This is a genomic window from Actinomyces slackii, assembly GCF_900637295.1.
Lineage (GTDB): Bacteria > Actinomycetota > Actinomycetes > Actinomycetales > Actinomycetaceae > Actinomyces > Actinomyces slackii.
On sequence record NZ_LR134363.1, the window covers coordinates 1,160,981 to 1,184,630 of the forward strand.

The following is a 23,650-nucleotide window of genomic DNA, read 5'->3' on the forward strand; positions in this document are numbered from 1 at the left end:
GTCGCACTGACCCGGGCCCCATCACCAGGTCGGCTCTCCATCGTTGAGGGGGCCGCTCGCCAGGATCCTGGCGAGCGGCCCCCTCGTGATGTGAACCGGCACGATGGTGCGCCGTCGTGCGGATTGATGCGCCTGCGGGCTGTGGCCCCGGTGGTGATTGATGCCGCGATGATCGTGGGGTGGCTCGCATTGTTGCCCTCCTCACCGCGGGCGAGGGCCTGCGGCCGTTACAGTACCGTGACACCTCGTCGCCACCTGTCATGATCGACCAGTCCGCGGATGCCGGTGCGATCCGGCGGCATTCGCGCTTTCTTGCCAAGAAAGCCCCATGAGCCAAGCAGTCAGATACGAACCCCGCCACATCTCCCGGTTCAGGCGCCCCGCGCTGCGCACCTACAACGGGGTCGCGGCGCTCGGGGTGGCGTGCCTGGTCGCCGGGGTCCTGGCATGGGCCCAGTGGCCGCCCCCGGCCACCGTCGGCGCCCTGACAGTGATCGTCTTCATCACCCTGGGACTGGTCACCGCACCGCCCACCAGCGCCCTGCGCCAGGGCGTCATGGCCCGTGGCGCCAGGCGGGGGTGGGCGGCCACCATGCTGCTGGCCATGTCCCCCGCCATCCTGCTGGGACTGACCTTCCCGGTCGTGGCCGGGCGCATCGCCGAGCGCTCCATCGACGGCGTCCCCCTGCAGAGCATCATCCTCAGCGTCTCGGTGGCGGTGCCGTGGATCAGCCAGGTCGCCGGCAACCCGGTCTACCGCCTGCTGGGGGACACGCTGGGGCGCGGCCCTGGGCCGGTGATGCGCAAGTACTGCTCGCTGTGGCCGGTGCTCTTCCTGTGGGCGCTGCTGCCGACCCTCATGGTGGTCCTGGCGGTGGCGACGGTGACCGGATGGGGGCTGGGCGCCCTCAGCGCCCACGTCTGCCTGCTCCTGGCCCACGTGGTCTTCATCCAGTCCCTGATCGTGGCCGACATCTCCGGCCACCGCAGACTGTGGGCCATGGGGTGGCTCGTCTACGCCCTGGCCCTGCTGGTGGTGCCCGCCTGGTGGATCCTGCCTCCTGTCCTGGGGGCGGCCAGCCAGATGCTGGCCATGGGCCGGCCCCTCGCGGCGATCCTGCGGCCCAGCTCGGCACCCGCCGGGGTGCTCGTCCAGGACATGGCCCGCGGCCTCATCCTGGGCGGGGTGCTGTGGTCGGACAAGCTCTTCCTGTTCCTGGCCGCCGGCAAGGACTTCGAGGTTGCCGTGGTCTACCTGGGCCTCCAGCCCGCCGTGGTGGCCTACTGCTACTACTTCGCGGTGACCTCCCCGCGCGTCAACACTGAGGTCGCCGTCTTCCAGGCGCTCCTGGATGAGGAGGACATGGATCGGCTGCGCGCCAGGGGGCAGGTGCTGCGCCGCATGCTCGATGCCAGCCTGGGGCGGGCCGTGGCGGTGGGCGTGGGAGGCCTGCTCATCTGCGTGGTGGTGGTGGCCCTGGTCATGCCCGAGCAGACGCTCGTCATCCTGACGGTGGGTGTCTCCTCTCTCCTTTTCTCCGTATTGACGCTGCTGGCCTACGAGATCGACCATATTGGTGATCAGACATCGGCGATGCTGCTCTCGGGCATCCACGTCGCCGTGTCTGCGGCGCTCATCCTGAGTCATGGCAGCGCCGACGCCTACCTGCCTCTGGCGGGGGTCGATCTGGTCCTGTGCCTGGTGGGGCTCGTGCTCTACCGGCGGCGCTGGGCCGCTCCCGAGTACTCCTTCTTCTGGGGAAAGGCGATGTCCTGGTGAGTTCCTCCATGCGCAAAAGGCTCAAGGCACTCCCGTCGGTCTACTCCGCTCCGGCTGGCGGATATGCGCCCATGCCGCCTCGGACCGGACGCGCTGCGGGTACGTCGGCTCCGCCGGGCACGCCGCCGGCCACGAGCCAGGCGCGGCCGGCTGCGCCCGCCGTGCCTGCTGCGCCACCCGATGGGTCGGCCATCCCGCAGACGCCTGCGACTCCGGCGACCCCCGTGGCACCGACAGCACCGACAGCGCCGGCTGCCCCAGCCGCGCAGGCCGCTCCGACGACGTCGGCCGGCCGAGCCGCGTCCATGACGCGGGCAGCGCAGGCGCCTGCCGTGCCTGCCGTGCCCGCGGGCGCAGTCGTGGCCGAGGCGCTGAGCGCTCCTCCGGCCAGGACGGCCCCCGCGGGGGCATCGGGCATGCCGGCAGGGTCGTCTGATCTGCTGATCGCGCCGAGCGCTCCGGAGATGGCCCCCGGCGGGCCGCAGCCCGCCATGCCCGGACCGCGGCCCGCGAGCAGTCCGGCCGTGGTTCCTGACCCGCTGCCCGCGCCGGTCGCGCCTGCGGCGCTGCCGGGCGCCTCCCCAGGGGAGACGGGTGCTGCGCCTGGGGCGCCGGGTGCTGCACCAGGGGCGCCGGCCCCGATCACCGCTCCCGCTGGGCCTGCTCCTGCTGGGCCTGTTCCCGTGGTGGCGCCGGCTGGCTCGCCGGCTCCTGCTGGGCCTGCTCCCGCTGGGCCCGTTCCTGCGGTGGCGCCCGCTGGCTCGCCGGCTCCTGCTGGGCCCGTTCCCGCGGTGCTGCCCTCATCGGCACCCTCCGCGGCCCCCTCCACCGCAGGCTCGACCCCGCATACCCGTGGCGAGGCGCCGGCGGCAGGCTCCACCGCCTCCGCCACCGCGGACTCCTGGCCCGATGGTGTGCCCACTGACGGCGTCTACCCGGATGTCGACGTTGCCATCGTCATGGAGTCCACCTACCCCTATCTCAAGGGCGGGGTCTCCGCCGTCGTCCACGACATCATCACCGGAAACCCCGAGCTGAGCTTCGGGATCATCCACATCACCTGGGACTCCAAGGCCCCCAGCAAGGACCTCTACAACATGCCCGAGAACGTCTCGTGGGTGCGGGTCCTCTACCTGTCGATGGTCGAGCATGAGGAGGACTTCCTCAAGGCCCGCCCCCGCGACCTGCGCATGGGCAGGCGAAAGCGGCGCGAGCTGTCCTACCGCCTGGTGCGCTCCCTGCTCGCCCTGGCCCAGGAGGGCCGCACCGAGCCCCTGTGGGACATCATCACCGAGGGCCTGGCCGGCGGCAGTCGGCGCTTCCCGGTCTGGGCGATCCTGGGCACCCAGGAGTTCATGGAGGCCTACCGCGAGCTCATGCCCGACCTGGGCATGTCCATGTCCGAGGTCTTCTGGTGCCTGCGGGACTTCTTCTCCCTGGCCTACGCCGTGCTCTCCGAGCCCATGCCCCGGGCGGCCGTCTACCACGCGCACACCACCGGCTACGCCTCCCTGCTGTCCGTGGCCGCCTCGCGCCTGCACGGCACCAAGTTCCTGCTGACCGAGCACAACCTCTACGTGCGCGACACCGTCAACACGCTGCTGGATCGGCGCATGGACCTCAACATCACCCTGGGGGACTACCGCACCTTCGACGTCCCCGGGCGTGAGCGCATGTGGATGGCCTGGTGGCTGGAGATGGGGCGCCTGTGCTACCCCTACGCCTACCAGACCACCTACCTCTACCCCCGGGCCATCACCGAGGCCACCGAGCTGGGCGGGGACGCCAGCCGCGCCGTCGTCATCCCCAATGGGATCGTCACCAAGGAATTCGATGCGTCCTACGCGGCGCGCATGGCAGCAGTTCGGGCGATCCGAGAGGAGGGCACGGACAACCACCTGTGGAACCTGGTCTACATTGCTCGTGTCGTCCCCATAAAGGGTCTTCTGGACATGATCGAGTCCATCAAGATCCTGGTGGACCGGGGCCTGAAGATCCACCTCGATGTGTGCGGCCCCACCGAGCACTTCCCCGAGTACTTCGAGAAGTGCCTCAACCGGATCTTCGAGCTGGGACTGGAATCGGTCATCACGATCCGGGGAACCGTCAAGGTCCGCGAGCTGCTGCCCACCTTCGACCTGTTCGTCCTGCCCTCCTACAACGAGGGCCTGCCCGTGGTCTCCCTGGAGACGATGGGGGCGGGCATCCCCACGGTCAGCACCGACGTCGGCGCCGTGCGCTCAGTGGTCGAGGATGAGATCGTGGCCGAGGACGGAACCGTGTGGGGCCCGTGCGGCACCATCATCGAGCCGGGCGATCCCACGGTGATGGCCGACGAGGTTCAGCGGATCATCGAGGACATCGACCTCTACGAGCGCCTGAGCCTGGCAGCGCGCGGCCGCGTGGAGGCCGCCTACAACCTGGACAAGGTCAATGCCGCCTACAACAAGATCTACCGGCAGGGCGGTGCCGGGAGCGGAGCGTGAGCGTGAGCGGAGTCGGAGCCTGGATCCGGTACGGAGACCCCCTGGAGCCCGCGGAGATCGACTTCGCGATACAGCACTACCGGGCGGCCATCCTCCAGCCCTGGGAGGCCGAGGCGGCAGCCCGCATCAAGGACGCGCGGCCCGATATGACGGTGCTGGCCTACCGGTGCCTGTCCTCGGCCCGCGACTTCGAGCCCCCCGAGCGCTGCGCCTCCGGGCTGACTCACGCCGAGCTGACCCGCCGCGACTGGCTGGCCCGGCGAGGCGACGGCTCGCTGGTGGAGTGGTCGACCTATCCCGGGCATTTCCAGGCCCGCGTCTGGGATGAGGGCTACCGCGCCCGCTGGGTGGAGCAGGTCTGCCAGGACATCGAGGGCACGGCCTTCGACGGGATCATGTCCGACAACGACGTCTTCGATGACTACTACGGGCTGTCCTTCCCCCTGGAGGAGGTGGGCTCGGCGGCTGAGCTGCGCCGAGTCCTGGACGGATTCGTCGCGCAGGTCGGGGCTGGGCTGGCCGGAGTCGGCAAGATCCTCGTGCCCAATATCGCCGAGGCCCGCCGCGAGCCGGGGCGCTGGGAGCGTCACGCCGCCTGGGGCGGGGGCTTCGACGAGTGCTGGCTGGGCTGGGGCGGCGAGCAGCTCTTCGACGAGCCCACGGCCCTGGCCCAGATCCACCAGCTGCGCGGCCCGGGCGTCTCCATCGTGCGCACCCCCGACGGGGGCAGCGCCCAGGCCCCGCACGGCCTCTACGGCCTGGCGGCCTTCTGGGTCTTCGGCGCCGGGCAGGGGGCCTACACGGCCACCGGCCATGACGACTACTCGCGCACCCCCTGGTTCCCCGCCCTCGACGCCGACCTGGGCGCCCCCCTGACCGGGCCGCGCCGCGAGGCCGGGGCCTGGACTCGCGAGTTCGAGGGCGGTGTGGCAGCCGTTGTCCTGGACCCCCAGCGCCAGGCCGAGCTCACCCTGCCCAGCGGCCTGGTCCTGCCCGGCCCGGATGGCCGACCCGACGGCCAGGCCCTGCCCAGCAACGTCGTCCTGCCCGGCCACCACGGGCTCATCGGCCTGCGCCCCTGAGGCGGGCGTGGTGGTGCGGCCCCGGCTGCGCCGGGTGGAGCTGCGGCGCTGCGAAAGGGGGCGCTGGTTCGCGTCGACGACGAGGGTCTGCGTACCGGACGAGGGTTCGCGTCATCCGACTGGGGTTAGCACAAGGGTGAATGACGCAATGTCTCGTTGTCGACGCAAAGTCACGTCCGCGGCGTCCCGCCGATCGGGCTCAGCACCGCGCGGATAGCGACTGGTCCGTTCCACCTCCGGTGTCGCCTCCGTTGGTGCGCTCTGAGCCGTTGGCTGCAGCGGAGCAGGTGCGCATCAGGCTGCTGGGGTGTTGGCGCGACTGCGGCCTGGGGAGATCGGGGCCTGCCATCTGGGCTGGTTGGGGATGAAGAGTTCGTGGGCGGTCAGGTGCACGTTCTGGCAGCCCATGACCGCCACGACGCGCAGTAGCGGGGTGGTGGGCGCAGGCATCCCCGCCACCGCCAGGGATGCAGGGAGAAAAAACCCACCAACCCTTGCGAGCGGTGGGGATGATGGCCTCGGGGATACGCCCCCGGGTGCAAGGCCCGCAGTCCAAACTTCCCGGGAGTGGCATGGGGGTGCTCTGGGAAGAAGTTGGGAAGAGTGCTGGGAACTGCTTAGCCCGTGTCAGATGCGTGGCCGTTTTGTTATGCTGTGACTTACGTCATGTGTCGTTCAATGGTGAAGAGAGAGGTGCCGTCATGGCGGTGTCGAGACGGAGAGTTGCGCTGCTCAGTACCCTGCTTGCCCTGCCTATCGTTGCTTACGGAGGCATAGCGGTCCCCCATCCCGCCTACGCCAGCGACCAGAATCAGAGTTCTGGGAGCACGATTGGCGTCAATAAGGAAGATGAGAGTGGTCAGCGCATCTGGTACGGGGAGGAGTCGCCTGAGGTCACGGCGCTGGCGGATGCCGCGGAGTCTATGTCCCAGGAGCACCCGGACACGGTGCTTGGGGTGGTGCTGACCTCGGACCGTCAGGTGGTTGAGGTCTACGTCGTCTCGGAGGATGCCGAGGGTGTGGCGGCGCTGCGCGGGTCCGCTGGGGATCCCGAGCGGCTGCGCGTCATCGTCAACACGAACTCGCCTGACCAGATTGACGCGGCGGTCAAGCAAGTCCTCGAGATGGATACGGATGCCCTGGGAATCGAGGCGGTCTCCCCGGATCCGATCAACGACGGGATCGCCGTTGGCCTGACAGACGAGTACATGCTGCCCGAGTCCGCGGGAGGGCGTAGCGAGGAGGAGAAGCAGGCTGCCCTGGATGCGCTGAAGAGTGTCAGCGTTCCGGTCAGGGTCTTCTATGAGGCTGCCCAGGAACCTGCGGGGACCCGGGCGAACGACTCCGCCCCGTACTTCGCGGGGGCGCAGATTCTCAGGAAGATCGGCGAGGACGAACTGAAGAGTTGTAGCCTCGGCGTGCCCATCGAGCTTGGCGGGCGGTACTACTCGCTGACGGCCGGGCACTGTGGGACAGGTCGGTGGGAGAATAGTTCCGAACTCGTTGGGAACACGTACACGACCACGTGGCCGACCAATTCCTACCGCTACGGTGACTGGCAACTGCTGCGAGGGTCAAGTTACGCGATGGAGGTCTATGACGGTGATGTCTCTTCCTCGTCCTCGGCCTCGATTATTGATGGATTCTTCGGGATGAGGGCGGCTGGTCGCGAGTTGTGCATGTCCGGTGCCGCGACGGGACAGACATGCCGCTATGTGGTCAGGTGGGTCAATGGCTTCAGGCTGCTTGAGGGTGGAATCTGGGTTGGTCAGCTTACTGTGGTGTCCCACGACGGAGACCGGGATGGGACCTCGGATTGTAACGGGTTTGATGAAGGAGATTCCGGTGGGATCTCGCACTTTACGCATGGCCAAGGGGGTCAGATCGCCTACGGGGTCGTGACGGGTTTCAATGACAGTGAGGGTCGGTGTCTCTACACTGTGACGCAGTTGTCGGGGCTCCGGGCGTGGGATAGGGATGTCAGGGTCGGTTAGGTCGGCTGGTCGGTGGCAGGTGTGGTTGGGGCGGTGGCCGCTTGGGGTGGTGGTCCTGCACTGCCTGGTGTTTGGTGGTCTGCTGTTCTACGGGGTGGCGGAGCCTCGGGGGTGGTTTGAGCCCATCGGGTGGGGGAGAGTGTCTCCGTCGCCGTCTCACTCTCCTTCGCCTGGGATGAGTGTTCAGGAGGCTGAGGAGTTGTGCGTCTCTGGGATGGAGGAGGCTCCGCCCTTGACGGTGGCTCAGGCCCAGAAGCTGTCTGGCAAGGATGTGTATGTGTGCGGCATCGAGTTCGATGAGGCCGGCCGTGTCTCATCGATCTCCGTGACTGCGAGGAGCGTCCCGGATCCCACGGTCGAGGCGGATCCCACTGGCGACCGCTGGGGCTATGAGGAGTTCCTGGCGCATGCTGTGGATGGGGATATGCCCTCCGCGTGTTGGGAGCACAAGGATGGGACGTCAAGTCGCGTCGCCATCATCGATGACGGGCAGATCTGGTGGATCCGAGTCCTCGCCTGTGACCACAACCGCGAGCCGCCGCCGACGTTCCCGTGGGAGTAGCGGTAGTGACTGGGTGGCGGGCCGTCGACTCGGCCCTGTCCGGCGGTTTGGTCCGTCCCGGCCGGGAGTGGCATGAGGGTGCTCTGGGAAGAGATGGGGAAGAGCGTCGTGGGTTGCCTGACCAGCCCTCGTCTCCATGGTGTTTTGTTTCGCTGTGGCCGACGTCACGTGCCGTTCAATGATGAAGAGAGGTGCTGACATGGCGGTATCAAGGCGGAGAGCGGTGCTGCTCGGTGCTCTACTGCTTGTCCTGTCCGTCGTGATTGGCGGAGGCGTGGTGGCCCTCTACTCTCGCGATGCCGGTGACCAGGAGCCGAGCTCTGGGAGCGCGATCGGCGTCAACAAGGAGGACGAGAACGGTCAGCGCATCTGGTACGGCGAGGAGCCGCCCGAGGTCAGGGCGCTGGCGGACGCCGCGGAGTCCATGTCCCAGGAGCACCCGGATACCGTGCTCGGGGTGGTGCTGACCTCGGACCGTCAGGTGGTTGAGGTCTACGTCGTCTCGGAGGATGCCGAGGGTGTGGCGGCGCTGCGCGAGTCCGCTGAGGATCCTGAGCGGCTGCGCGTCATCGTCAACAAGAATTCGCCTGAGCAGATAAGGACGGCGATGAGCCAGGTCTTCGAGGCGGACGCGAGTGCCCTGGGGATCGAGTCGGTCGCCCCGGATCCGGTCAATGACGGGATCGTGGTCGGGCTCGCCGGTGAGGCTGAGTCCACTGGAGGGTGCAGCGAGGAGGAGAAGCAGGCGGTCCTGGATGCGCTGAAGGGCGTCAGCGTTCCGATCAGGGTCACCTGTGAAGCTGCCCAGGAGGCCGCGGGCACCGGGTAGGACGACTCCGCCCCGTGCCTCGCGGGAGCGCTAAGACCGGTGTTGCACATTCTTTCTGCATGGTCGTGTGAAGGATCGTTGGAATTCCAACGATCTTCCCTCGCGCGCGGCGCTGTCTGCAGGGATGAATGTGCATCGGCGACGCTGATGCACATTCATCCTGGTGCAGCGCCGGAGGTGTGGGAGGCGGATCCGCGGAATCATGCGGATTCCCGGGCGGGGAGTCCGCCACAGCGCATGAATGAATGTGCATGACCGTCCTTGCCGGGTGAGCCGCCCCGCCGGGCAGGCGCTCGCGAGGTCCACGGGCGCTCAGCAGCAGCGCGCGGAGGACCAGAAGACCCGAGAGCCGGTGGGCACTTGGGACGCAGACTCTCGGGGTCGGGAGCGCCTTGCTCAGTCCCCTGGCCTACGAGCGCTTGAGCCAGAGGGCATCGGCTCGCCCCTTCGACCGGTGCTACCGCTCTACGAGTCCACCTCCAAGGACGTGGCCGTGGGGCGTGCCCGTTTGGCGCTAGGACTGAGGTCACATTAGAGTGGCCCGCGTTCCACAAGAACCGACACCGAGAGAGGCAAGGATGCCCACGAAGTACGTGTACCGATTCAGTGAGGGTGACAAGGACCAGAAGGAACTCCTGGGTGGAAAGGGCGCCAACCTTGCGGAGATGACTCGCCTGGGCCTCCCCGTTCCTCCCGGCTTCACCATCACCACCGATGCCTGCCGGGCCTACCTGGCCTCCGGCGCGGTCCCTGAGGAGCTCTCCGTCCAGGTGACCCGGGCGCTGCGGGAGGTCGAGGAGGAGCTGGGCCGCGAGCTGGGGGCTGCCGACGACCCTCTGCTGGTGTCGGTGCGCTCCGGGGCCAAGTTCTCCATGCCCGGCATGATGGAGACAGTGCTGAACATCGGGTTGAACGATGAGTCCGTTCGGGGCCTGGCCGAGGCCTCCAATGACCCGCGCTTCGCCTGGGACTCCTACCGGCGCCTGATCCAGATGTTCGGCAAGACCGTCCTGGATGTGGACGGCGAGCACTTCTCCGAGGCCCTGGAGGCCAAGAAGGCCTCGCGCGGCGTGGCCCTGGACTACGAGCTGGATGTCGAGGCCCTGACTGAGCTGGTGGGCGAGTTCAAGGAGATCGTGCGCACCCACGCAGGCATCGACTTCCCCCTGGACCCGCGCGCCCAGCTGGATATGGCCACGGAGGCGGTCTTCCGCTCCTGGAACACCGAGCGCGCCCACCTCTACCGCCGCCGCGAGAAGATCCCCCACGACCTGGGCACCGCCGTCAACGTGTGCACCATGGTCTTCGGCAACATGGGCCAGACCTCGGGGACCGGCGTGTGCTTCACCCGTGACCCCTCCACGGGCCGCTCGGGCGTCTACGGGGACTACCTGGTCAACGCCCAGGGCGAGGACGTGGTGGCGGGCATCCGCAACACCCTGTCCCTGGCGGACCTGGAGTCCCTGGACCGGGACTCCTATGACGAGCTGCGCGGCATCATGCGGCGCCTGGAGACCCACTACCGGGACCTGTGCGACATCGAGTTCACCATTGAGCGCGGCAAGCTGTGGATGCTCCAGACCCGGGTGGGCAAGCGCACCGCCGCTGCGGCCTTCCGCGTGGCCACCCAGCTGGTGGACGAGAAGCTCATCACCATGGATGAGGCCCTCACGCGTGTGACCGGGGAGCAGCTCACCCAGCTCATGTTCCCCCAGTTCGACGACGACACCGAGCGCGATCTGCTCACGCGCGCCATGCCCGCCTCCCCCGGCGCTGCCGTGGGACGCATCGTCTTCGACAATGCCGAGGCCGTCTCGCGCGCGGAGGCGGGCGAGTCCGTCATCCTGGTGCGCCGCGAGACCAACCCCGATGACCTGCCCGGCATGGTCGCGGCCACCGGCGTGCTCACGGCTCGCGGCGGCAAGACCTCCCACGCCGCGGTGGTGGCGCGCGGCATGGGCAAGACCTGCGTGTGCGGCGCCGAGGCCCTGGAGGTCGACGCCAGCGCCAAGACCCTGCGCGTGGCCGGGCGCGAGGAGGTCTTCACCTCCGAGGACGTCATCGCCATCGACGGCACCACCGGTGAGGTCTTCCTGGGCGAGGTGGCCGTGGTGGACTCTCCGGTCATGACCTACCTGCGCCGCGGCCTGGAGGAGGCGCTGGACACCGCCGGGGACGTGGACACCCGCGAGCTGGTGACCTCCGTGCACCGCCTCATGCGCCACGCGGACAAGGTGCGCCGTCTGGAGGTGCGCGCCAATGCGGACACTCCCGAGGACGCCCGCCGCGCCGTGCACCGCGGGGCTCAGGGCGTGGGGCTGTGCCGCACCGAGCACATGTTCCTCGGTGAGCGCAAGCAGTTCGTCCAGAACCTCATCCTGGCCGACTCCCAGGAGGGCCGCGAGGCCGCCCTGGCTGAGCTGCTGCCCCTGCAGAAGGGCGACTTCGTCGAGATGCTGGAGACGATGGACGGCAAGCCCATGACGGTGCGCCTCATCGACCCGCCCCTGCACGAGTTCCTGCCGGACATCACCGAGCTGAGCGTCAAGGTGGCCCTGGATCGCGAGCGCGGCACCCTGGACCCGGCCGATGAGAGGCTGCTGTCCGTGGTGCGCAGGAACCACGAGTCCAACCCGATGCTGGGCCTGCGCGGTGTGCGCCTGCTGCTGACCATGCCGGGGCTCATCGAGCTGCAGGTGCGGGCCATCGCCGAGGCGGCCGTCGAGCGCCTGGCCAAGGGCGGGGACCCGCGCCCGGAGATCATGATCCCCCTGGTGGGCTCCGTGCGGGAGTTGCAGGTGGTTCGGGAGCGCGCCGCTGCGGTTCTGGCGGAGGTCTCGGCCGACTCCGGGTACGCGCTGGACTTCCCGATCGGCTGCATGATCGAGCTGCCGCGCGCCGCGGTCAGTGCGGACACCATCGCCGAGGAGGCGGACTTCTTCTCCTTCGGCACCAACGACCTGACCCAGACCACCTGGGGCTTCTCGCGTGACGACGTCGAGAGCGTCTTCTTCAAGGAGTACCTGGACCTGGGCGTCTTCGGGGTCTCGCCCTTCGAGACCATCGACGAGCGGGGCGTGGGGCGCGTGGTGGCCATCGGCGCTGAGAGAGGGCGGGAGACCAAGCCCGACCTGAAGCTGGGTGTCTGCGGTGAGCACGGCGGCGACCCGGAGTCGATCGGCTTCTTCCACCGCTCCGGGCTGAACTACGTGTCCTGCTCCCCCTTCCGCGTGCCCGTGGCGCGCCTGGAGGCCGGCCGCGTGGCCATCCTGAGCCCGTCCAAGGCCGAGGACTGAGCCGAGCCAGATGAGTTGAGCGGGCCGGATTCGAGCCCGATTCACGTCGCCCCCGGTTGGGTCTGCGGAGCACGATCCCGCTGCGCAGACCCAACCGGGGGCGAAAATCTTGTGGCATTTGCTACGTCGTCAAATAATAGGATTCCGAGACCTGTCTCGCAATAAAGAGAAATGATGAAGATGGGGTCGCCTTTAGGGGTTGTTCTCGCGTCGGCGATAGTGCTGACCTGCTGTACGGGTTGCCATATTGGGGCTCTTCGTGTTTGGGGGTGTGGTAGGTGGGGCTTATGGGTGTGATGGTGGTTGGTGTGGGTGCGTCGTTGCTGGGGTAGGGGTCGAGGTCCCCTGATGATGGGAGCTGCTTAACCAACCCATCTGGGAGGACCTCGACATGGCTGACGCTACCTTCTCCTGTCCGGATTTGACTACCTTCCTGGGGCTGGATGGCCTGGGGCTGGTGGCGGTGGGCCAGCGCCTGGAGGCTGAGCGGGCGGTGGTCGAGTGCCGCATGCCCGTGTGCGTGGAGGATCCCTTCTGCAAGGCCTGCGGGGCCCAGGGCCTGGCGCGGGGCACCGTGACCCGGCGCCTGGCGCACGTGCCGGTGGGGTGGCGGCCCACACAGCTGGTGGTGCGCCTGCGGCGCTTTTCCTGCGAGCACTGCCAGCGGGTATGGAGGCAGGACACCACCGGCCTGGCCGAGCCCCGGGCGCGCCTGACCCGCCAGGGGCGTGGACTGGGGGCTGTGGGCCCTGGGGCGCCAGTGCATGTCGATGCGCCGGGTCGCCCAGGCGTTGGGGGTGGCCTGGCACACGGCCAATAGCGCGATCCTCGCCCGCGCCCAGCGGATGGGCGCCGATGATCCGCACCGCTTGGAGGGGGTCGAGGTCCTCGGCGTTGATGAGCACATCTGGCGTCATACCAGGCTCGGCCAGCGCTACGTCACTGTGGTCATCGACCTGACCCCCGTGCGCCAGGCCACTGGCCCGGCCCGCCTGCTCGATGTCATCGAGGGCCGCTCTGGCAGGGCCCTCCAGGACTGGCTGGCCCAGCGCGACCAGTCCTGGAGGCAGGGCGTCGAGGTGGTGGCCATGGACGCCTTCACCGGGTTCAAGACCGCCGCTGCCCAGCAGCTTCCCGCAGCTCGGGCGGTGATGGACCCCTTCCACGTCATCGCCCTGGCAGGCGACAGACTCGATGAGTGCCGGCGCCGCATCCAGCGTCAGACCACCGGGGGCCGGGGCACCAAGACCGACCCGCTCTACCGGGCCAGGCGCACCCTGCGCACCGGGGCCGACCTGCTCACCGACCCCGGCGCGCAGCGCCTCCAGGAGCTGTTCGCCCACGAGCGCCACGCGGCCGTGCAGGCCACCTGGAGCATCTACCAGCGCCTGATCCAGGCCTACCGGGCCCAGGATCGCGGCCTGGGGCGGTTCCTGATGCAACGCGCCATCGATTCCCTGACCCGGCCCATCCCGGCCGGATTGGAGGAGATCACGGCACTGGCCAAGACCCTGACCAGCCGCAGCCAGGACATCCTGGCCTACTTCGAGCGCCCCCACACATCCAACGGCCCCACCGAGGCCATCAACGGGCGCCTGGAGCACCTGCGAGGCATCGCCCTGGGATTCCGCAACCTGACCCACTACACCACCCGCAGCCTCATCCACGCCGGACGCCTCAAGGACCAACTCAAAGCAACCACCTACACCCACCCATAAGCCCCACCTACCACACCCCCAAACACGAAGAGCCCATATTGGGGCGGTCGAAGAGCCGTATTGCGGTCTGTTCACTGCGGATGATGTGCGCCCGATTGTTGGTTATGTTAAGGAGGTTAACGACAAGGGTAGGCAACCCATATGGTGCAGGATTTCTGGTGAGCGTGGAACGGTGGTGCTGCGCGCTACGGATAACTCATGGGTTGCTTATGGGGAGAACGGAAATAATGCCTTGAGGACGCTGGAGCGGCGCACGGGCACGAAGGGTGAGCCTGTTCCGGGCACTAATGCGGTGGTCTTCGCGTATTCCACGGACTGGACGTCGAGTCCTCAGGCTCACGCTTACTGGGTGGAAGGCCGGGCAGGGTTTTCAGTCAGGACCCTCACCGTCGATGACGTCGACGCGTCCACTGTGGCGGCGGCGGAGAAGATCGTCCGGAAGTATGCCCCGGAGGTGCTCAAGGATGCCCCTGAGCGCACGGAGGATCCTGGCCCGAACTACAACGACCCCGCCACAAGCACCGCCACGCCCTCGCCCGCGGCATCGTCGGGGTGAGGGCTGGGGTGCCGGCAGGCGCCGGTCCGCGCCAGTTTCCCCCAGTGCCGGGCTCGGTAGCATGAAGCGAAGCGGCGCCTGCGACGGCGAACGCACGTCTGCGAGGCCTCAGGACCAGGGCGCCGCCGTCCCTGCGCCCGGCGGGCCTATCCGCGACTCCGACCACTCCCACCGAGCCCACCGGGCCCAAACCCTGAGTGCCCCAGGCTCCTGAGCGGCGCCCCCTCGAGGACCCTGGTTCCGCTGAGGGTGAGGCATCGGGAGGCACCCCAGGCAGGCGTGCCATGATCGCGTCATGACCAGTGCAGCACCATCGGCGCCAGGACCCGCCATCCCGCCCGCACGCACACGTGCCCGCGCCGGCTCGGACCCCGCCGTCGTGCCGCCGGCCTCCGGCGCCCACCGCGTCCCACCTGCCTCACCGCACGCCTCGGCCGCCCACGGACACGTCCCCGACACCCAGCCCGTGCCCGCCAACGCGGCCCCGCCCGCCACTGTTCCCTCTGCATCCACAGCCTCCACATCGGCCTCCTCTGAGGCCCCGGTGACCCCCGAGGCCCTGCATGCCCTGGCCCGCTCCCTGCGCAAGCGGATCGAGACGGTGGTGGTGGGCAAGCGCCGCGCCGTCGAGACCGCCATCGCCACCCTCCTGGCCGGCGGCCACCTGCTCATCGAGGACGTCCCCGGCGTGGGCAAGACGACCCTGGCCACGGCCATCGCCCGCTGCCTGGACCTGAGCTCGACCCGCATCCAGTTCACCTCCGACCTGCTGCCGGCCGATGTCACCGGCGTGAGCATCTACGACCAGTCCAGCCGCGCCTTCCGCTTTCACCCCGGCCCGGTCTTCGCCTCAGTGGTCATCGCCGATGAGATCAACCGGGCCACCCCGCGCACCCAGTCGGCCCTGCTGGAGGCCATGGGGGAGGGGCGCGTCAGCGTCGAGGGTCGCCCCATGGCGCTTCCCGACCCCTTCATGGTGGTGGCCACCCAGAACCCCCTGGACATGGAGGGCACCTACAGCCTGCCCGAGGCCCAGCGCGACCGCTTCATGGCCCGCATCTCCATGGGCTACCCCGAGCCGGGAGCGGAGACCGCCATGCACACCGCCCGCAGCGGCGTCGACCCCCTGGCCGCCCTGGAGCCCCTGGCCAGCGTCGAGGACGTGCGCCGGGCCCGCAGCGCCGTCGCCCGCCTGCCCATGGCCGAGCCCGTCGCCGGCTACATCGTGGCCCTGGTGGGGGCCACCCGCGCGGATGAGGCGATCGCCCTGGGCGCCAGCCCGCGCGCGGGTCTCCAGCTGGCGGCCCTGGCGCGGGCGCGCGCCGCCATGCGCGGGTCCAGCTTCGTCACGCCCGACGACGTCGCCCGCGCAGCTCACGGCGCCTTGACCCATCGCCTCATCCCCGCCGGGCGCTTCCCCTCATCCGCTGCCGCTCATGGAGCCGCCGGGGAGGCGCTGGCGCGCATTGTGGCGCGCACCCCGGTTCCGGCCGCCTGATGATCCGCCAGCCGCTGATGACTCAGACGATGGCCGGCAACGCCCCGGGAGGCGCCAAGGGCAGCGCAGGGGGCGGGCGGGCGAGCCCCGGGTCCAGACGCGGGCCCTCGCGTGCCACGCGCGCCTCGCACGCCCTGGGCTCCAGACGCGCCCCGCGCTCCACGGCCACGGGGGTGGCGCCGGAGGCTCCTGAGCTCCGGCAGGTGGCCCGCCGCCTGCCGCGCCTGGAGCTGACCCGTCGCGGGTGGGGGCTGCTGGCGGTGGCCCTGCTCCTGGTCATGTCCTGGTACCTGCTGCGCCTGCGCCTGCTGACCGACGCCGCCAGCCTCTTGGCCGCCCCGGTGGTCGTGGGCCTCATGGCGGCCGCGGCCCTGGCGGTGGTCAATGCCGTGCGCCGCCCGCGGGTGCGCCTGACCGCCTCGCGCCAGCCGCAGGCGGGCCAACGGCTCTGGGTGAGTATCAAGGTCCGTTGCCTCCTGCCGGCCTTCCTGCCCGCCTGGGTCGCCTGGCAGGTGGGGCCCGAGCGGTCCGGTCGGGCGCTCACGCCCCTGGATGCGGGTCGCTCGGCGCTGGGCATGACGGCGCAGCGCCGCGGGCCGGAGGCGGTGATGACGCGATGGATCGTGGTGGCCGAGCCCCTGGGCCTGGCCCGTGCCCGCATCCCTCTGGGGGCCTCCACCGAGGTGCTGGTCCTTCCCCGGCCCGCCGAGCTTCCCGAGCCCCTGCCCGCGCCCCGCGCCTGCGACCTCCCCGGGGGCAGGCTCGGTGACCAGGGCGAGGAGCGCCTGGCCAGCCTGCGCGAGTACCGTCCCGGCGACGCGCTGGGCTCCATCCACTGGCGGCAGTCGGCGCGCATCGACCAGCTCCTCGTGGTCGAGCGCGAGCACGAGGCCCTGCCCCACCCCAGCCTCGCCCTGGTCGTGGAGCCGGGCGCCTACCGCGGTCCCGAGCACCTGGAGGCCGCGATCTCCCTGGCCGCCGGGGTTGTGGGGCAGTGGGCCCGCCAGCGCCTGGGGGCCGACCTGCTGCTCCTGGCCCGCCGCCCCGGCCAGGGCGCCTGGGCGGCTCTGCGCTTCGGCACCGAGCAGGCGGAGGCCGGCCGGCTGCTGCAGGTCCTGGCCCGCCTGGAGCCCGGAGCCCCGGGCGGCCTGGGCGCGATGGAGGCGGTGGCCGACCACGAGCCCCGCCTGTCCCTGGAATCAGTGGCACTGCCCCGGTACGCCAGGGCCGACGTCGTCATCACCGCCAGCCCCCAGGGTGGCGGGCAGGCGGTGTTCCCGCCCCTGGATCCCGGCGCGCGCGGAGTCCTGGTGGTGGCCGGGGCGGGTCGGGCCCAGGCCACCGGTGCCCCTGATACCTGGCGGGTGCTGGCCGTCGCTGATCGGCAGGAGCAGTGATGAGTCCTTCACGCCCGTCCCGTGCCGGCTCCGCCCGGCTGCGACCCGACGACGTCGGCAACCGCATCCTGACAGCCGGAGGGCGCCTGGAGCCGGTCATCGCCGCCGCGATCCTGTGCGTGGCGTGGTGGGCGGCCATCGAGGCGCTGGAGCCGATCGTCGCCCCCGGGGCCTGGCAGCTCCAGGCGCTGGCAGTGGGGGCTGCCGCCATCATGGTGCCGGCAGTGGGTCGCAGCCTGTGGCCCCGCCACCCGCTGGCCGCCCTGCTGGTGGGCCTGGCGGCCGCTGGCGCCATGGTCCCGCTGACGGGCCTGGGCTCGCCCTACCCCGAGCTGTGGTGGCACGACCCCCAGGGCCAGGTGGGGGCGCTGCGCGAACTGATCTCGGTGGGGGTCCCGCCCGTGGACTCCTCGGGGGTGCTGGGCTCGGCCCTGGTGCTGGCCTGCCTGGTCCTGGCCTGGTCCTGCGCGGTGCTGTCGGCCGGGGGCGCCGATGCGGTGGGGATCTCGGGCCTGGTGCCGGCATCGGTGCTCCTCCTGGTGCCGCTGGTGGTCTCGCGCTCCCCGAGCACGCTCCTGCTGGTGGTGATGGGGGCCTGTCTGCTGGGGCTCATCCTGGCCTGCGCCCCCGCCCGCCACTGGCCCGCCATGACTCATGACGCCGGTCATGGGCATGGCCCCAGCCGGACGCGCCGCCTGACGGCTCTGGGCCTGGGCGCCCTGGCGCTGGCGGTGGGCGCCGCCGTGATGGGATCGACCCCAGTGACCCAGGATCATGTGTGGAATCCCCCGGGGGCGGGTGCCGGGGCGGCGGCGCCGGACACGAGCCTGTCCCTGTCCGATGACCTGGTGCGCGGGTCGAGTGCCACGGCCTTCAGCTACACCGGGGAGATGGAGCGTGGCACCTCGATGCGCCTGACCCTGGCCGTGATCTCCTCCCTGGAGGGGCGGACCTGGGAGCCCGACGACGTGCGTGAGCGCTCCTCCGTCGAGGAGCTCCAGAGCGCTGAGGGCCGGGGCGCGCTGAGCGCGGGGGGAGCGGTCAGCGCCGCGCAGACCAGCGTGGAGGATGCTCGCGGCGCGGTGGAGTCGGTGACCATCGCCTCCCACACGCTGGGCTCGACGAACCTGCCCACCCTGCAGTCCACCGCCCTGATCACCGAGCCCGTGGCCGAGCCGGTCTCCCTGCCCCCGGGCGTGGAGGGCAGCAGCCTGGATGCCTCGCGGTGGTTCTGGATGTCGCGCTCGACGACGGCCACGGGCCTGGGCGTCTCCCTGGAGCCGGGGCAGACCTACACGGCATTGGGCTGGAATGCGGTGGCCGACGCCGAGGGCCGGCCGACCACGCCCGTCCCCTTCCCGGCGGCCCAGCCCGACCCCGATGCGCTGGAGTCGTACACCGAACTTCCCGAGGACATGCCGGCGGTGATCGGGCAGCGCGCCCAGGCGGTCGTCGAGCAGGCGGGCGATGATGACGGCGCCCGGGCGGCCGCGCTGGTGGCATGGCTGCGGGGCGGGGCATTCGTCTACGACGAGTCCGCCCCCTACGACGCCGATGACGCCGGCACCATGGACGTGGTCGCGACCTTCTTGGAGCAGCGGCGCGGCTACTGCGCCCACTACGCCTCGGCCTTCACCGCCATGGCCCGATCCCTGGGCATCCCCACGCGTATCGCCATCGGCTACGCCTCCTCCTTCTCCGGGCCGGGGCAGTGGACGGCCGTCAGCGGCGAGGAGCTCCACGCCTGGCCCGAGGTGTGGTTGGACGGGGTCGGCTGGGTGGCCTTCGAGCCCACGCCCGGTGGTGCGGGTGTGGCGGCTGATGAGGGGGCGGGCGAGGAGCCCACCCCGAGCGCCGGCCCGCCCCAGGGCGCCACGGCCTCCTCCCAGCCCTCGGCGTCCGCGCCCAGCAGCGCCGCCGGCAGCCCGCCGGTCACCGGCGCGGGCCGGCAGGACGATGGGTCGGTGCTGCGGGTGCTGGGCTGGACGGCGGTCGCCTTGGTGGTGGTCTGCCTCCTGGCGGGGCCGGCCCTCCTGCGCGTGGTGGTGCGGCGACGTCGGATCGCGGCCATCGAGGCGGGGCGGGAGCCCGCGGCCCGGGCCTGGGAGGAGCTCTTGGACACGGCCAGGGACCTGGGGCTGGGCGGGGCGCCGGCGCGTGCCCGCACGGAGGAGGCCATCGCCCAGGGGCTGGCCGCGGTCATGGGCCAGGGGGAGCGGGCCGGGGATCAGGGGGCCGGGCAGGCTCTGGAGCGGGTGGCGCGCGCCGTCGTGGCTGAGCGCTACGGTCCCGCCGGACAGGCTGCGAACTCAGTGGGCCCTGTGGACTCAGTGGACACGGCAGGGCTGGTGGCCGATGTGGGGACGGCCCGCGCCGCGCTGCGGCGGGTGGCCGGCCGGTGGGGCAGGCTGCGCGCGACGGTGGCCCCGGCGAGCCTCCTGCCCGGGTGACCGGTGGGCCGGCGCTGGTGGGCGGGGCAAGGCTTCGCTGCACAACCGTGATCATGAGAGGATATGGGGAATCGCCCGCGGTGCCGCGCGACGCCGGCGCGGTTGCGCACGATGACGAGGAAAGGCTTCTGGTTCATGGCCATGTACGAGCTCGATGGCAACCACCTTCTGCCGGTGCGGCTGGGACGCGCCGCGGATGATGACACCCGGGCTCGCAGTCTTGGCGCCGTCCGGCGTCAGATCGTTGATGTGCTGCGCCGTCCCCTCTTCCCCCTGGAGTGGAATCAGATCGAGGGCGGGGAGAGTCTGACCGCCCTGGACGCCACCGGCCAGGTGGTCCTGGTGGAGGTGGTGGAGTCCCTGGGGGCGGCAGAGGTCATGGCGGCGATGAGCCGGCTGACGGCAATGGCCGGGCTGGGCCGCCGCGAGCTGGCGAACCGCTACGGCAATGGGGTGGTGGCCTTCCGGGAGGACTGGAGCGAGTTCCGTGAGGCGATGCCCGCCCAGGTGGAGGCGGGCCCGCGGCTGACCTTCCTGACCACGGCGGTCAAGGCTGATGTGCGCGCAGGCCTGGCGGTTCTTATGAGCTCGGGCGTTGAGCTCTACGAGGTGGATGTGCGGGTGGTTGATGAGGCCCGCGTCGTGGTGGTGGTCGAGCAGGTCGAGGACGGCGCCCTGGGCGCGGGCGGGCCCCTCCTGGTGGCCAGGGCGCCACGGCCGGAGCTGACGGGCTCGGGGTCGCGGGCGATCGATCCGGCATCCCAGGCCAGCCGCAGCGAGCCGGTGACCGGGCCCATTGAGATGGTCGCTCCCAAGCAGGAGCAGCCCCAGGGCGAGGAGACCGTCGTCATGCCGGTGGGGGAGAAGGGCAAGGAGCCCGCCCCGGTGGTGGCCAGCACTCCTGAGGCGCCTGAGGCTCACAGCGGTGCGGCGCGCGCGGGACTGCTCGGCCTGGGCCGGTCTCAGGGGCGCCGGCACGCCAGGTCCGCAGCGGCCGAGGTCGCATCGCCGGGGCGGCGGGAGCGGGCGGTCTCGGCGGTCACGCCGCCGGAGCCCGGGTCTGAGGCGGCACCGGCCGCCCGATCCGGCCAGGCCCCGTCGGTGACTGCGGCGAGTGCGAAGAACACGGTGAGCACAGGGAGCGCGGTGAGCGCAGGCAGCGCAGGGAGCACGGGTAGCGCTGCGAGAACGGAGCCGAGGACTGGGGCCGCCACTGAGGTCAAGACGCCAGGGCGCAGTGCCAGCGCAGAGGGCGCTGAGGGCGCTGCGAGGGAGGCGGTGCCACCGCGCACGGCTCCGGGGCGCCGGGCTCATAGCGCTGGGGCGGCCCGCCAAGAGGCGGTGGTCACCCATGGGGCGCATGCGGCGATGCCGGTGCCCGCGCCTGCTACTGATGCGGAGCGCGCGGATGGCGCCGGGGATCGGGCCGCGGCCAGGGCTGCGGGTGCTCGGGCCTCTGAGCCTCAGGGGCCGGGGATCGCCCCCGTCCAGGTGCTGGGCACTCCGAGCGGCTCACCGGTGTCGGTGACCAGAGTGACCCCGCGCCAGGGCGCCGGCGTGTGGGATCAGCGCCCCGATGAGGAGCAGGTGGGTGTGGAGGACGCGGAGAACCGGGCGGCGGCGGGGAAGCCGACTCCCGGCTCTGCCCAGGCCGCTGCTGATCTGGCGGCGATCGCCGCGGGCTTTGAGAGGCCCAAGCGGATCATCTGGCAAGGCCTGCGCCGGGGCATCTACCACGAGGCGACGCTGTCCAGCAAGGGCGTGATCGCCCTGGTGGATGGACGGACCTTCACTGACCCGTCCGCCGCGGCCAATGCGGCCCAGGGCGTGGACGACGCCGATGGCTGGCGGGTGTGGCGCCTGGGCGTGCGCGGCCCCCAGCTCGGCGAGCTGCGCGAGGCCCTCCCCGAACGCGAGTAATCTGCAGATCGGGCCATTGCGGCAATGCGAACTGGAAACGTTTTCCTGTCGTGTTTGGCAGCGAGCTCTGCGCTGTCGCTTATGGTGGGGTGCTCCTCCTTTGGTGGGGATGCGACGGCTTCGGGTTCGCCAGCGGTTGATAGGTGGATTTGTCCGGGGGTTCGGCTGTCGGATGTGAGTCCGGTTGTCGGAGAGTCGCCTAAGGTTGATCCGAAGAGGATCGAGAAGCTCGCTCTTTTTGATTGCTATACCTACGCTACTGACGGTGATTTCGCTGACGCGTCGATGCGTGTTGAGTGGGGTCGCATTCATGATCTCGCCTCATCTGTAGATGGTCCTTTTGAGGGGAAACGAAGTCTTTTCGGTGAGGATGGGGTTCCTTTTACCATCGATGGGGTGGAGCAGGGCGAGGGCGCTCGGACCGACAATAGTTCGCGCAGGGATACTGCGGCGTGGCGGTGTGATGATGAGAAAAGTCGAGGGATTGTTGTAGATGTTTATTTGAATGAGGAGCATGCCAAGGATCGTGATCCGGCCGTGGATGCGGTCAACCTCGTCAAGACGGTGCGCCCCTGGGCGTGCGGAGAGCGGCCGGTCCCCAACTTCACCCCCACAGTGACGCCCAGCCCAGGGTACTGAAGCCTCAGGTGGGGCCAGGTTCCCTGCGGGATGGGTTGGCGACTCCCACGATGCTTGCTATCATCGGGTTAATGGTTGCTATGATGTATCCGGAGTCGACATGAGACGCATCGTCACGCAATGCTTCTCGGTAGTTTCGACGCTGCTTCTTGTTGCGGGTTGCTTCTCTTCTGATGGGGGTGTGACGGCTTCGGCGTCACCCGCGGCTGATAGGTGGATTTGTCCAGGAGTTCGGTTGTCGGATGTGAGTTCGGTCGTCGGCGAGTCACCCGACGTTGATCCGATTGGGGTCCAGGGAATTTCTTTTTTTAGTTGCATAATCGATGCTGCTGACGAAGGTCATGCTAATGCGTCTGTGCGCATTAACTGGGGAAAGATCGGCGACAACGACTCGTCCTTGGGTGCTTTTTTTAAAGGAGGGCGGAGTCTTTTTGATGGGGATGGAGTTTCTTTTGGTATCGATGGAGTCGAACAAGGGGAGGGGGCAAGGACCGACAATGAGGGGCGAGGTGAAACGGCGGCGTGGCGGTGTGATGATGAGAAAAGTCGAGGGATTGTTGTAGATGTTTATTTGAATGAGGAGCATGCCAAGGATCGTGATCCGGCCGTGGATGCGGTCAATCTCGTCAGGACAGTGCGCCCCTGGGCGTGCGGAGAGCAGCCGGTCCCCAACTACACCCCCACAGTGACGCCCAGCCCAGGGTACTGAAGCCTCAGGTGGGGCCAGGTTCCCTGCGGGATGGGTTGGCGACTCCCACGATGCTTGCTATCATCGGGTTAATGGTTGCTATGATGTATCCGGAGTCAACATGAGACGCATTGTCACACAGTGCTTCTCGATAGTTTCAACGCTGCTTCTTGTTGCGGGGTGCTCCTCTTCTGACGGAGGTGCGACGGCTTCGGCGTCGCCTACGGCTGATAGGTGGATCTGCCCGGGTCTCCGCCTGTCGGATGTGAGGCCGGTTGTCGGTGAATCGCCGAAGGCTAATCCGAAGCCGGTCGATGAGTACTCCTATTTTGACTGCAATGTTAATGCTACTGATAGCAATTTTGCCGAAGCGTCGGTGTACATTGACTGGGGGCCTATCGAATTTCTTGGCCTTTCCACGCTTTCGGGTTATCCCTTTGCGGGTAAACGGAGTCTCTTCGGCCAGGATGGTGTTCCTTTTACCATCGATGGAGTGGCGCAAGGGGAAGGGGGGAGGACTCATGATGAAGGGCCCGGTGTTACCGCGGCGTGGCGGTGTGGTGATGAGAAGAATCGTGGGATTGTTGTCCGCCTCCACTTGAGTGAGAAGCAGGCCAAGGATCGCGATCCGGCCGTGGATGCGGTCAACCTCGTCAAGACGGTGCGACCCTGGGCGTGCGGAGAGCGGCCGGTCCCCAACTTCACCCCCACCGTGACGCCCAGCCCGGGCTACTGAGTCACGCCGAGGCGGCCAT

17 protein-coding genes and 1 pseudogene are annotated in these 23,650 nt (G+C 69.4%); 16 read left to right on the forward strand and 2 right to left on the reverse strand.

The features are described from left to right. Positions 1–328 precede the first annotated feature (328 nt). On the forward strand, positions 329–1,780 hold the full coding sequence (locus tag EL266_RS04775; protein WP_026427266.1) for a hypothetical protein: 1,452 nt from the start codon (positions 329–331) through the stop codon (positions 1,778–1,780). Between the two features lie 642 nt (positions 1,781–2,422). Here EL266_RS04775 and EL266_RS13690 read toward each other — a convergent pair. Next, a complete protein-coding gene (locus tag EL266_RS13690) occupies positions 2,423–2,584 on the reverse strand; it encodes a hypothetical protein (protein WP_232012117.1) in 162 nt (53 codons plus the stop codon). Here EL266_RS13690 and pelF point away from each other — a divergent pair. Both pelF and EL266_RS04785 read left to right on the forward strand, forming a co-directional pair. Beyond that, positions 2,572–4,266, forward strand: a complete 1,695-nt coding sequence (gene pelF / locus EL266_RS04780; RefSeq protein ID WP_232012118.1) for a GT4 family glycosyltransferase PelF — start codon at positions 2,572–2,574, stop codon at positions 4,264–4,266. The genes EL266_RS13690 and pelF overlap by 13 nt on opposite strands. After that, positions 4,263–5,348: a putative glycoside hydrolase gene (locus EL266_RS04785; protein WP_034515043.1), complete on the forward strand. Its 1,086-nt coding sequence runs from the start codon at positions 4,263–4,265 to the stop codon at positions 5,346–5,348. Before pelF ends, EL266_RS04785 begins: the two co-directional genes overlap by 4 nt. A gap of 294 nt (positions 5,349–5,642) precedes the next feature. Here the strand turns inward: EL266_RS04785 and EL266_RS13385 are convergent, their stop codons facing one another. Next, positions 5,643–5,798: a hypothetical protein gene (locus EL266_RS13385; RefSeq protein WP_156907651.1), complete on the reverse strand. Its 156-nt coding sequence runs from the start codon at positions 5,796–5,798 to the stop codon at positions 5,643–5,645. A gap of 251 nt (positions 5,799–6,049) precedes the next feature. Here EL266_RS13385 and EL266_RS04790 point away from each other — a divergent pair, with 251 nt between their 5' ends. The 13 genes and pseudogenes from EL266_RS04790 to EL266_RS04850 all read left to right on the forward strand — a co-directional run bounded on the left by EL266_RS04790 (position 6,050) and on the right by EL266_RS04850 (position 23,631). Further along, a complete protein-coding gene (locus EL266_RS04790; RefSeq protein WP_026427263.1) occupies positions 6,050–7,342 on the forward strand; it encodes a chymotrypsin family serine protease in 1,293 nt (430 codons plus the stop codon). A gap of 175 nt (positions 7,343–7,517) precedes the next feature. Continuing rightward, positions 7,518–7,904, forward strand: a complete 387-nt coding sequence (locus tag EL266_RS04795) for a hypothetical protein (RefSeq protein WP_126412172.1) — start codon at positions 7,518–7,520, stop codon at positions 7,902–7,904. 199 nt (positions 7,905–8,103) lie between these two features. Further along, positions 8,104–8,733: a hypothetical protein gene (locus tag EL266_RS04800; protein ID WP_126412174.1), complete on the forward strand. Its 630-nt coding sequence runs from the start codon at positions 8,104–8,106 to the stop codon at positions 8,731–8,733. Positions 8,734–9,311: 578 nt separating this feature from the next. Further along, entirely contained in the window at positions 9,312–12,029 is a 2,718-nt protein-coding gene (gene ppdK, locus EL266_RS04805; protein ID WP_026427260.1) for a pyruvate, phosphate dikinase, read from the forward strand. A 391-nt stretch (positions 12,030–12,420) separates the two neighbouring features. Further along, positions 12,421–13,747: pseudogene (locus EL266_RS04810) on the forward strand (ISL3 family transposase). Between the two features lie 172 nt (positions 13,748–13,919). Further along, positions 13,920–14,303, forward strand: coding sequence for a hypothetical protein (locus tag EL266_RS04815; protein WP_126412176.1), 384 nt, complete (start codon positions 13,920–13,922; stop codon positions 14,301–14,303). Positions 14,304–14,598: 295 nt separating this feature from the next. Further along, positions 14,599–15,801, forward strand: coding sequence for an AAA family ATPase (locus tag EL266_RS04820; protein ID WP_084500876.1), 1,203 nt, complete (start codon positions 14,599–14,601; stop codon positions 15,799–15,801). Positions 15,802–15,818: 17 nt separating this feature from the next. Continuing rightward, entirely contained in the window at positions 15,819–17,198 is a 1,380-nt protein-coding gene (locus EL266_RS04825; protein ID WP_034515041.1) for a DUF58 domain-containing protein, read from the forward strand. After that, positions 17,198–19,648 carry a transglutaminase-like domain-containing protein gene (locus EL266_RS04830; protein WP_026427256.1) on the forward strand — a complete coding sequence of 817 codons (2,451 nt, stop codon included), beginning with the start codon at positions 17,198–17,200 and terminating at the stop codon, positions 19,646–19,648. Before EL266_RS04825 ends, EL266_RS04830 begins: the two co-directional genes overlap by 1 nt. A 135-nt stretch (positions 19,649–19,783) precedes the next feature. Then, positions 19,784–21,568: a restriction system modified-DNA reader domain-containing protein gene (locus EL266_RS13695; protein WP_026427255.1), complete on the forward strand. Its 1,785-nt coding sequence runs from the start codon at positions 19,784–19,786 to the stop codon at positions 21,566–21,568. Between the two features lie 174 nt (positions 21,569–21,742). After that, the gene (locus EL266_RS04840) at positions 21,743–22,207 is read left to right on the forward strand and encodes a hypothetical protein (RefSeq protein ID WP_126412178.1); all 465 of its coding nucleotides are present in this window, start codon (positions 21,743–21,745) and stop codon (positions 22,205–22,207) included. A 100-nt stretch (positions 22,208–22,307) separates the two neighbouring features. After that, entirely contained in the window at positions 22,308–22,916 is a 609-nt protein-coding gene (locus EL266_RS04845) for a hypothetical protein (protein WP_126412180.1), read from the forward strand. Between the two features lie 244 nt (positions 22,917–23,160). After that, positions 23,161–23,631: a hypothetical protein gene (locus tag EL266_RS04850; protein WP_126412182.1), complete on the forward strand. Its 471-nt coding sequence runs from the start codon at positions 23,161–23,163 to the stop codon at positions 23,629–23,631. Positions 23,632–23,650 lie beyond the last annotated feature (19 nt).

Excerpts from the sequence above, each read along its gene's own strand:
- EL266_RS04775 (WP_026427266.1), top strand. The coding sequence starts at position 329 with ATGAGCCAAGCAGTCAGATACGAACCCCGCCACATCTCCCGGTTCAGG.
- EL266_RS13690 (WP_232012117.1), bottom strand. The coding sequence starts at position 2,584 with ATGAGGGCAGCACCGCGGGAACGGGCCCAGCAGGAGCCGGCGAGCCAG.
- EL266_RS13385 (WP_156907651.1), bottom strand. The coding sequence starts at position 5,798 with ATGCCTGCGCCCACCACCCCGCTACTGCGCGTCGTGGCGGTCATGGGC.
- EL266_RS04790 (WP_026427263.1), top strand. The coding sequence starts at position 6,050 with ATGGCGGTGTCGAGACGGAGAGTTGCGCTGCTCAGTACCCTGCTTGCC.
- EL266_RS04795 (WP_126412172.1), top strand. The coding sequence starts at position 7,518 with ATGAGTGTTCAGGAGGCTGAGGAGTTGTGCGTCTCTGGGATGGAGGAG.
- EL266_RS04800 (WP_126412174.1), top strand. The coding sequence starts at position 8,104 with ATGGCGGTATCAAGGCGGAGAGCGGTGCTGCTCGGTGCTCTACTGCTT.
- ppdK (WP_026427260.1), top strand. The coding sequence starts at position 9,312 with ATGCCCACGAAGTACGTGTACCGATTCAGTGAGGGTGACAAGGACCAG.
- EL266_RS04820 (WP_084500876.1), top strand. The coding sequence starts at position 14,599 with ATGACCAGTGCAGCACCATCGGCGCCAGGACCCGCCATCCCGCCCGCA.
- EL266_RS04825 (WP_034515041.1), top strand. The coding sequence starts at position 15,819 with ATGACTCAGACGATGGCCGGCAACGCCCCGGGAGGCGCCAAGGGCAGC.
- EL266_RS04830 (WP_026427256.1), top strand. The coding sequence starts at position 17,198 with ATGAGTCCTTCACGCCCGTCCCGTGCCGGCTCCGCCCGGCTGCGACCC.
- EL266_RS13695 (WP_026427255.1), top strand. The coding sequence starts at position 19,784 with ATGGCCATGTACGAGCTCGATGGCAACCACCTTCTGCCGGTGCGGCTG.
- EL266_RS04845 (WP_126412180.1), top strand. The coding sequence starts at position 22,308 with ATGAGACGCATCGTCACGCAATGCTTCTCGGTAGTTTCGACGCTGCTT.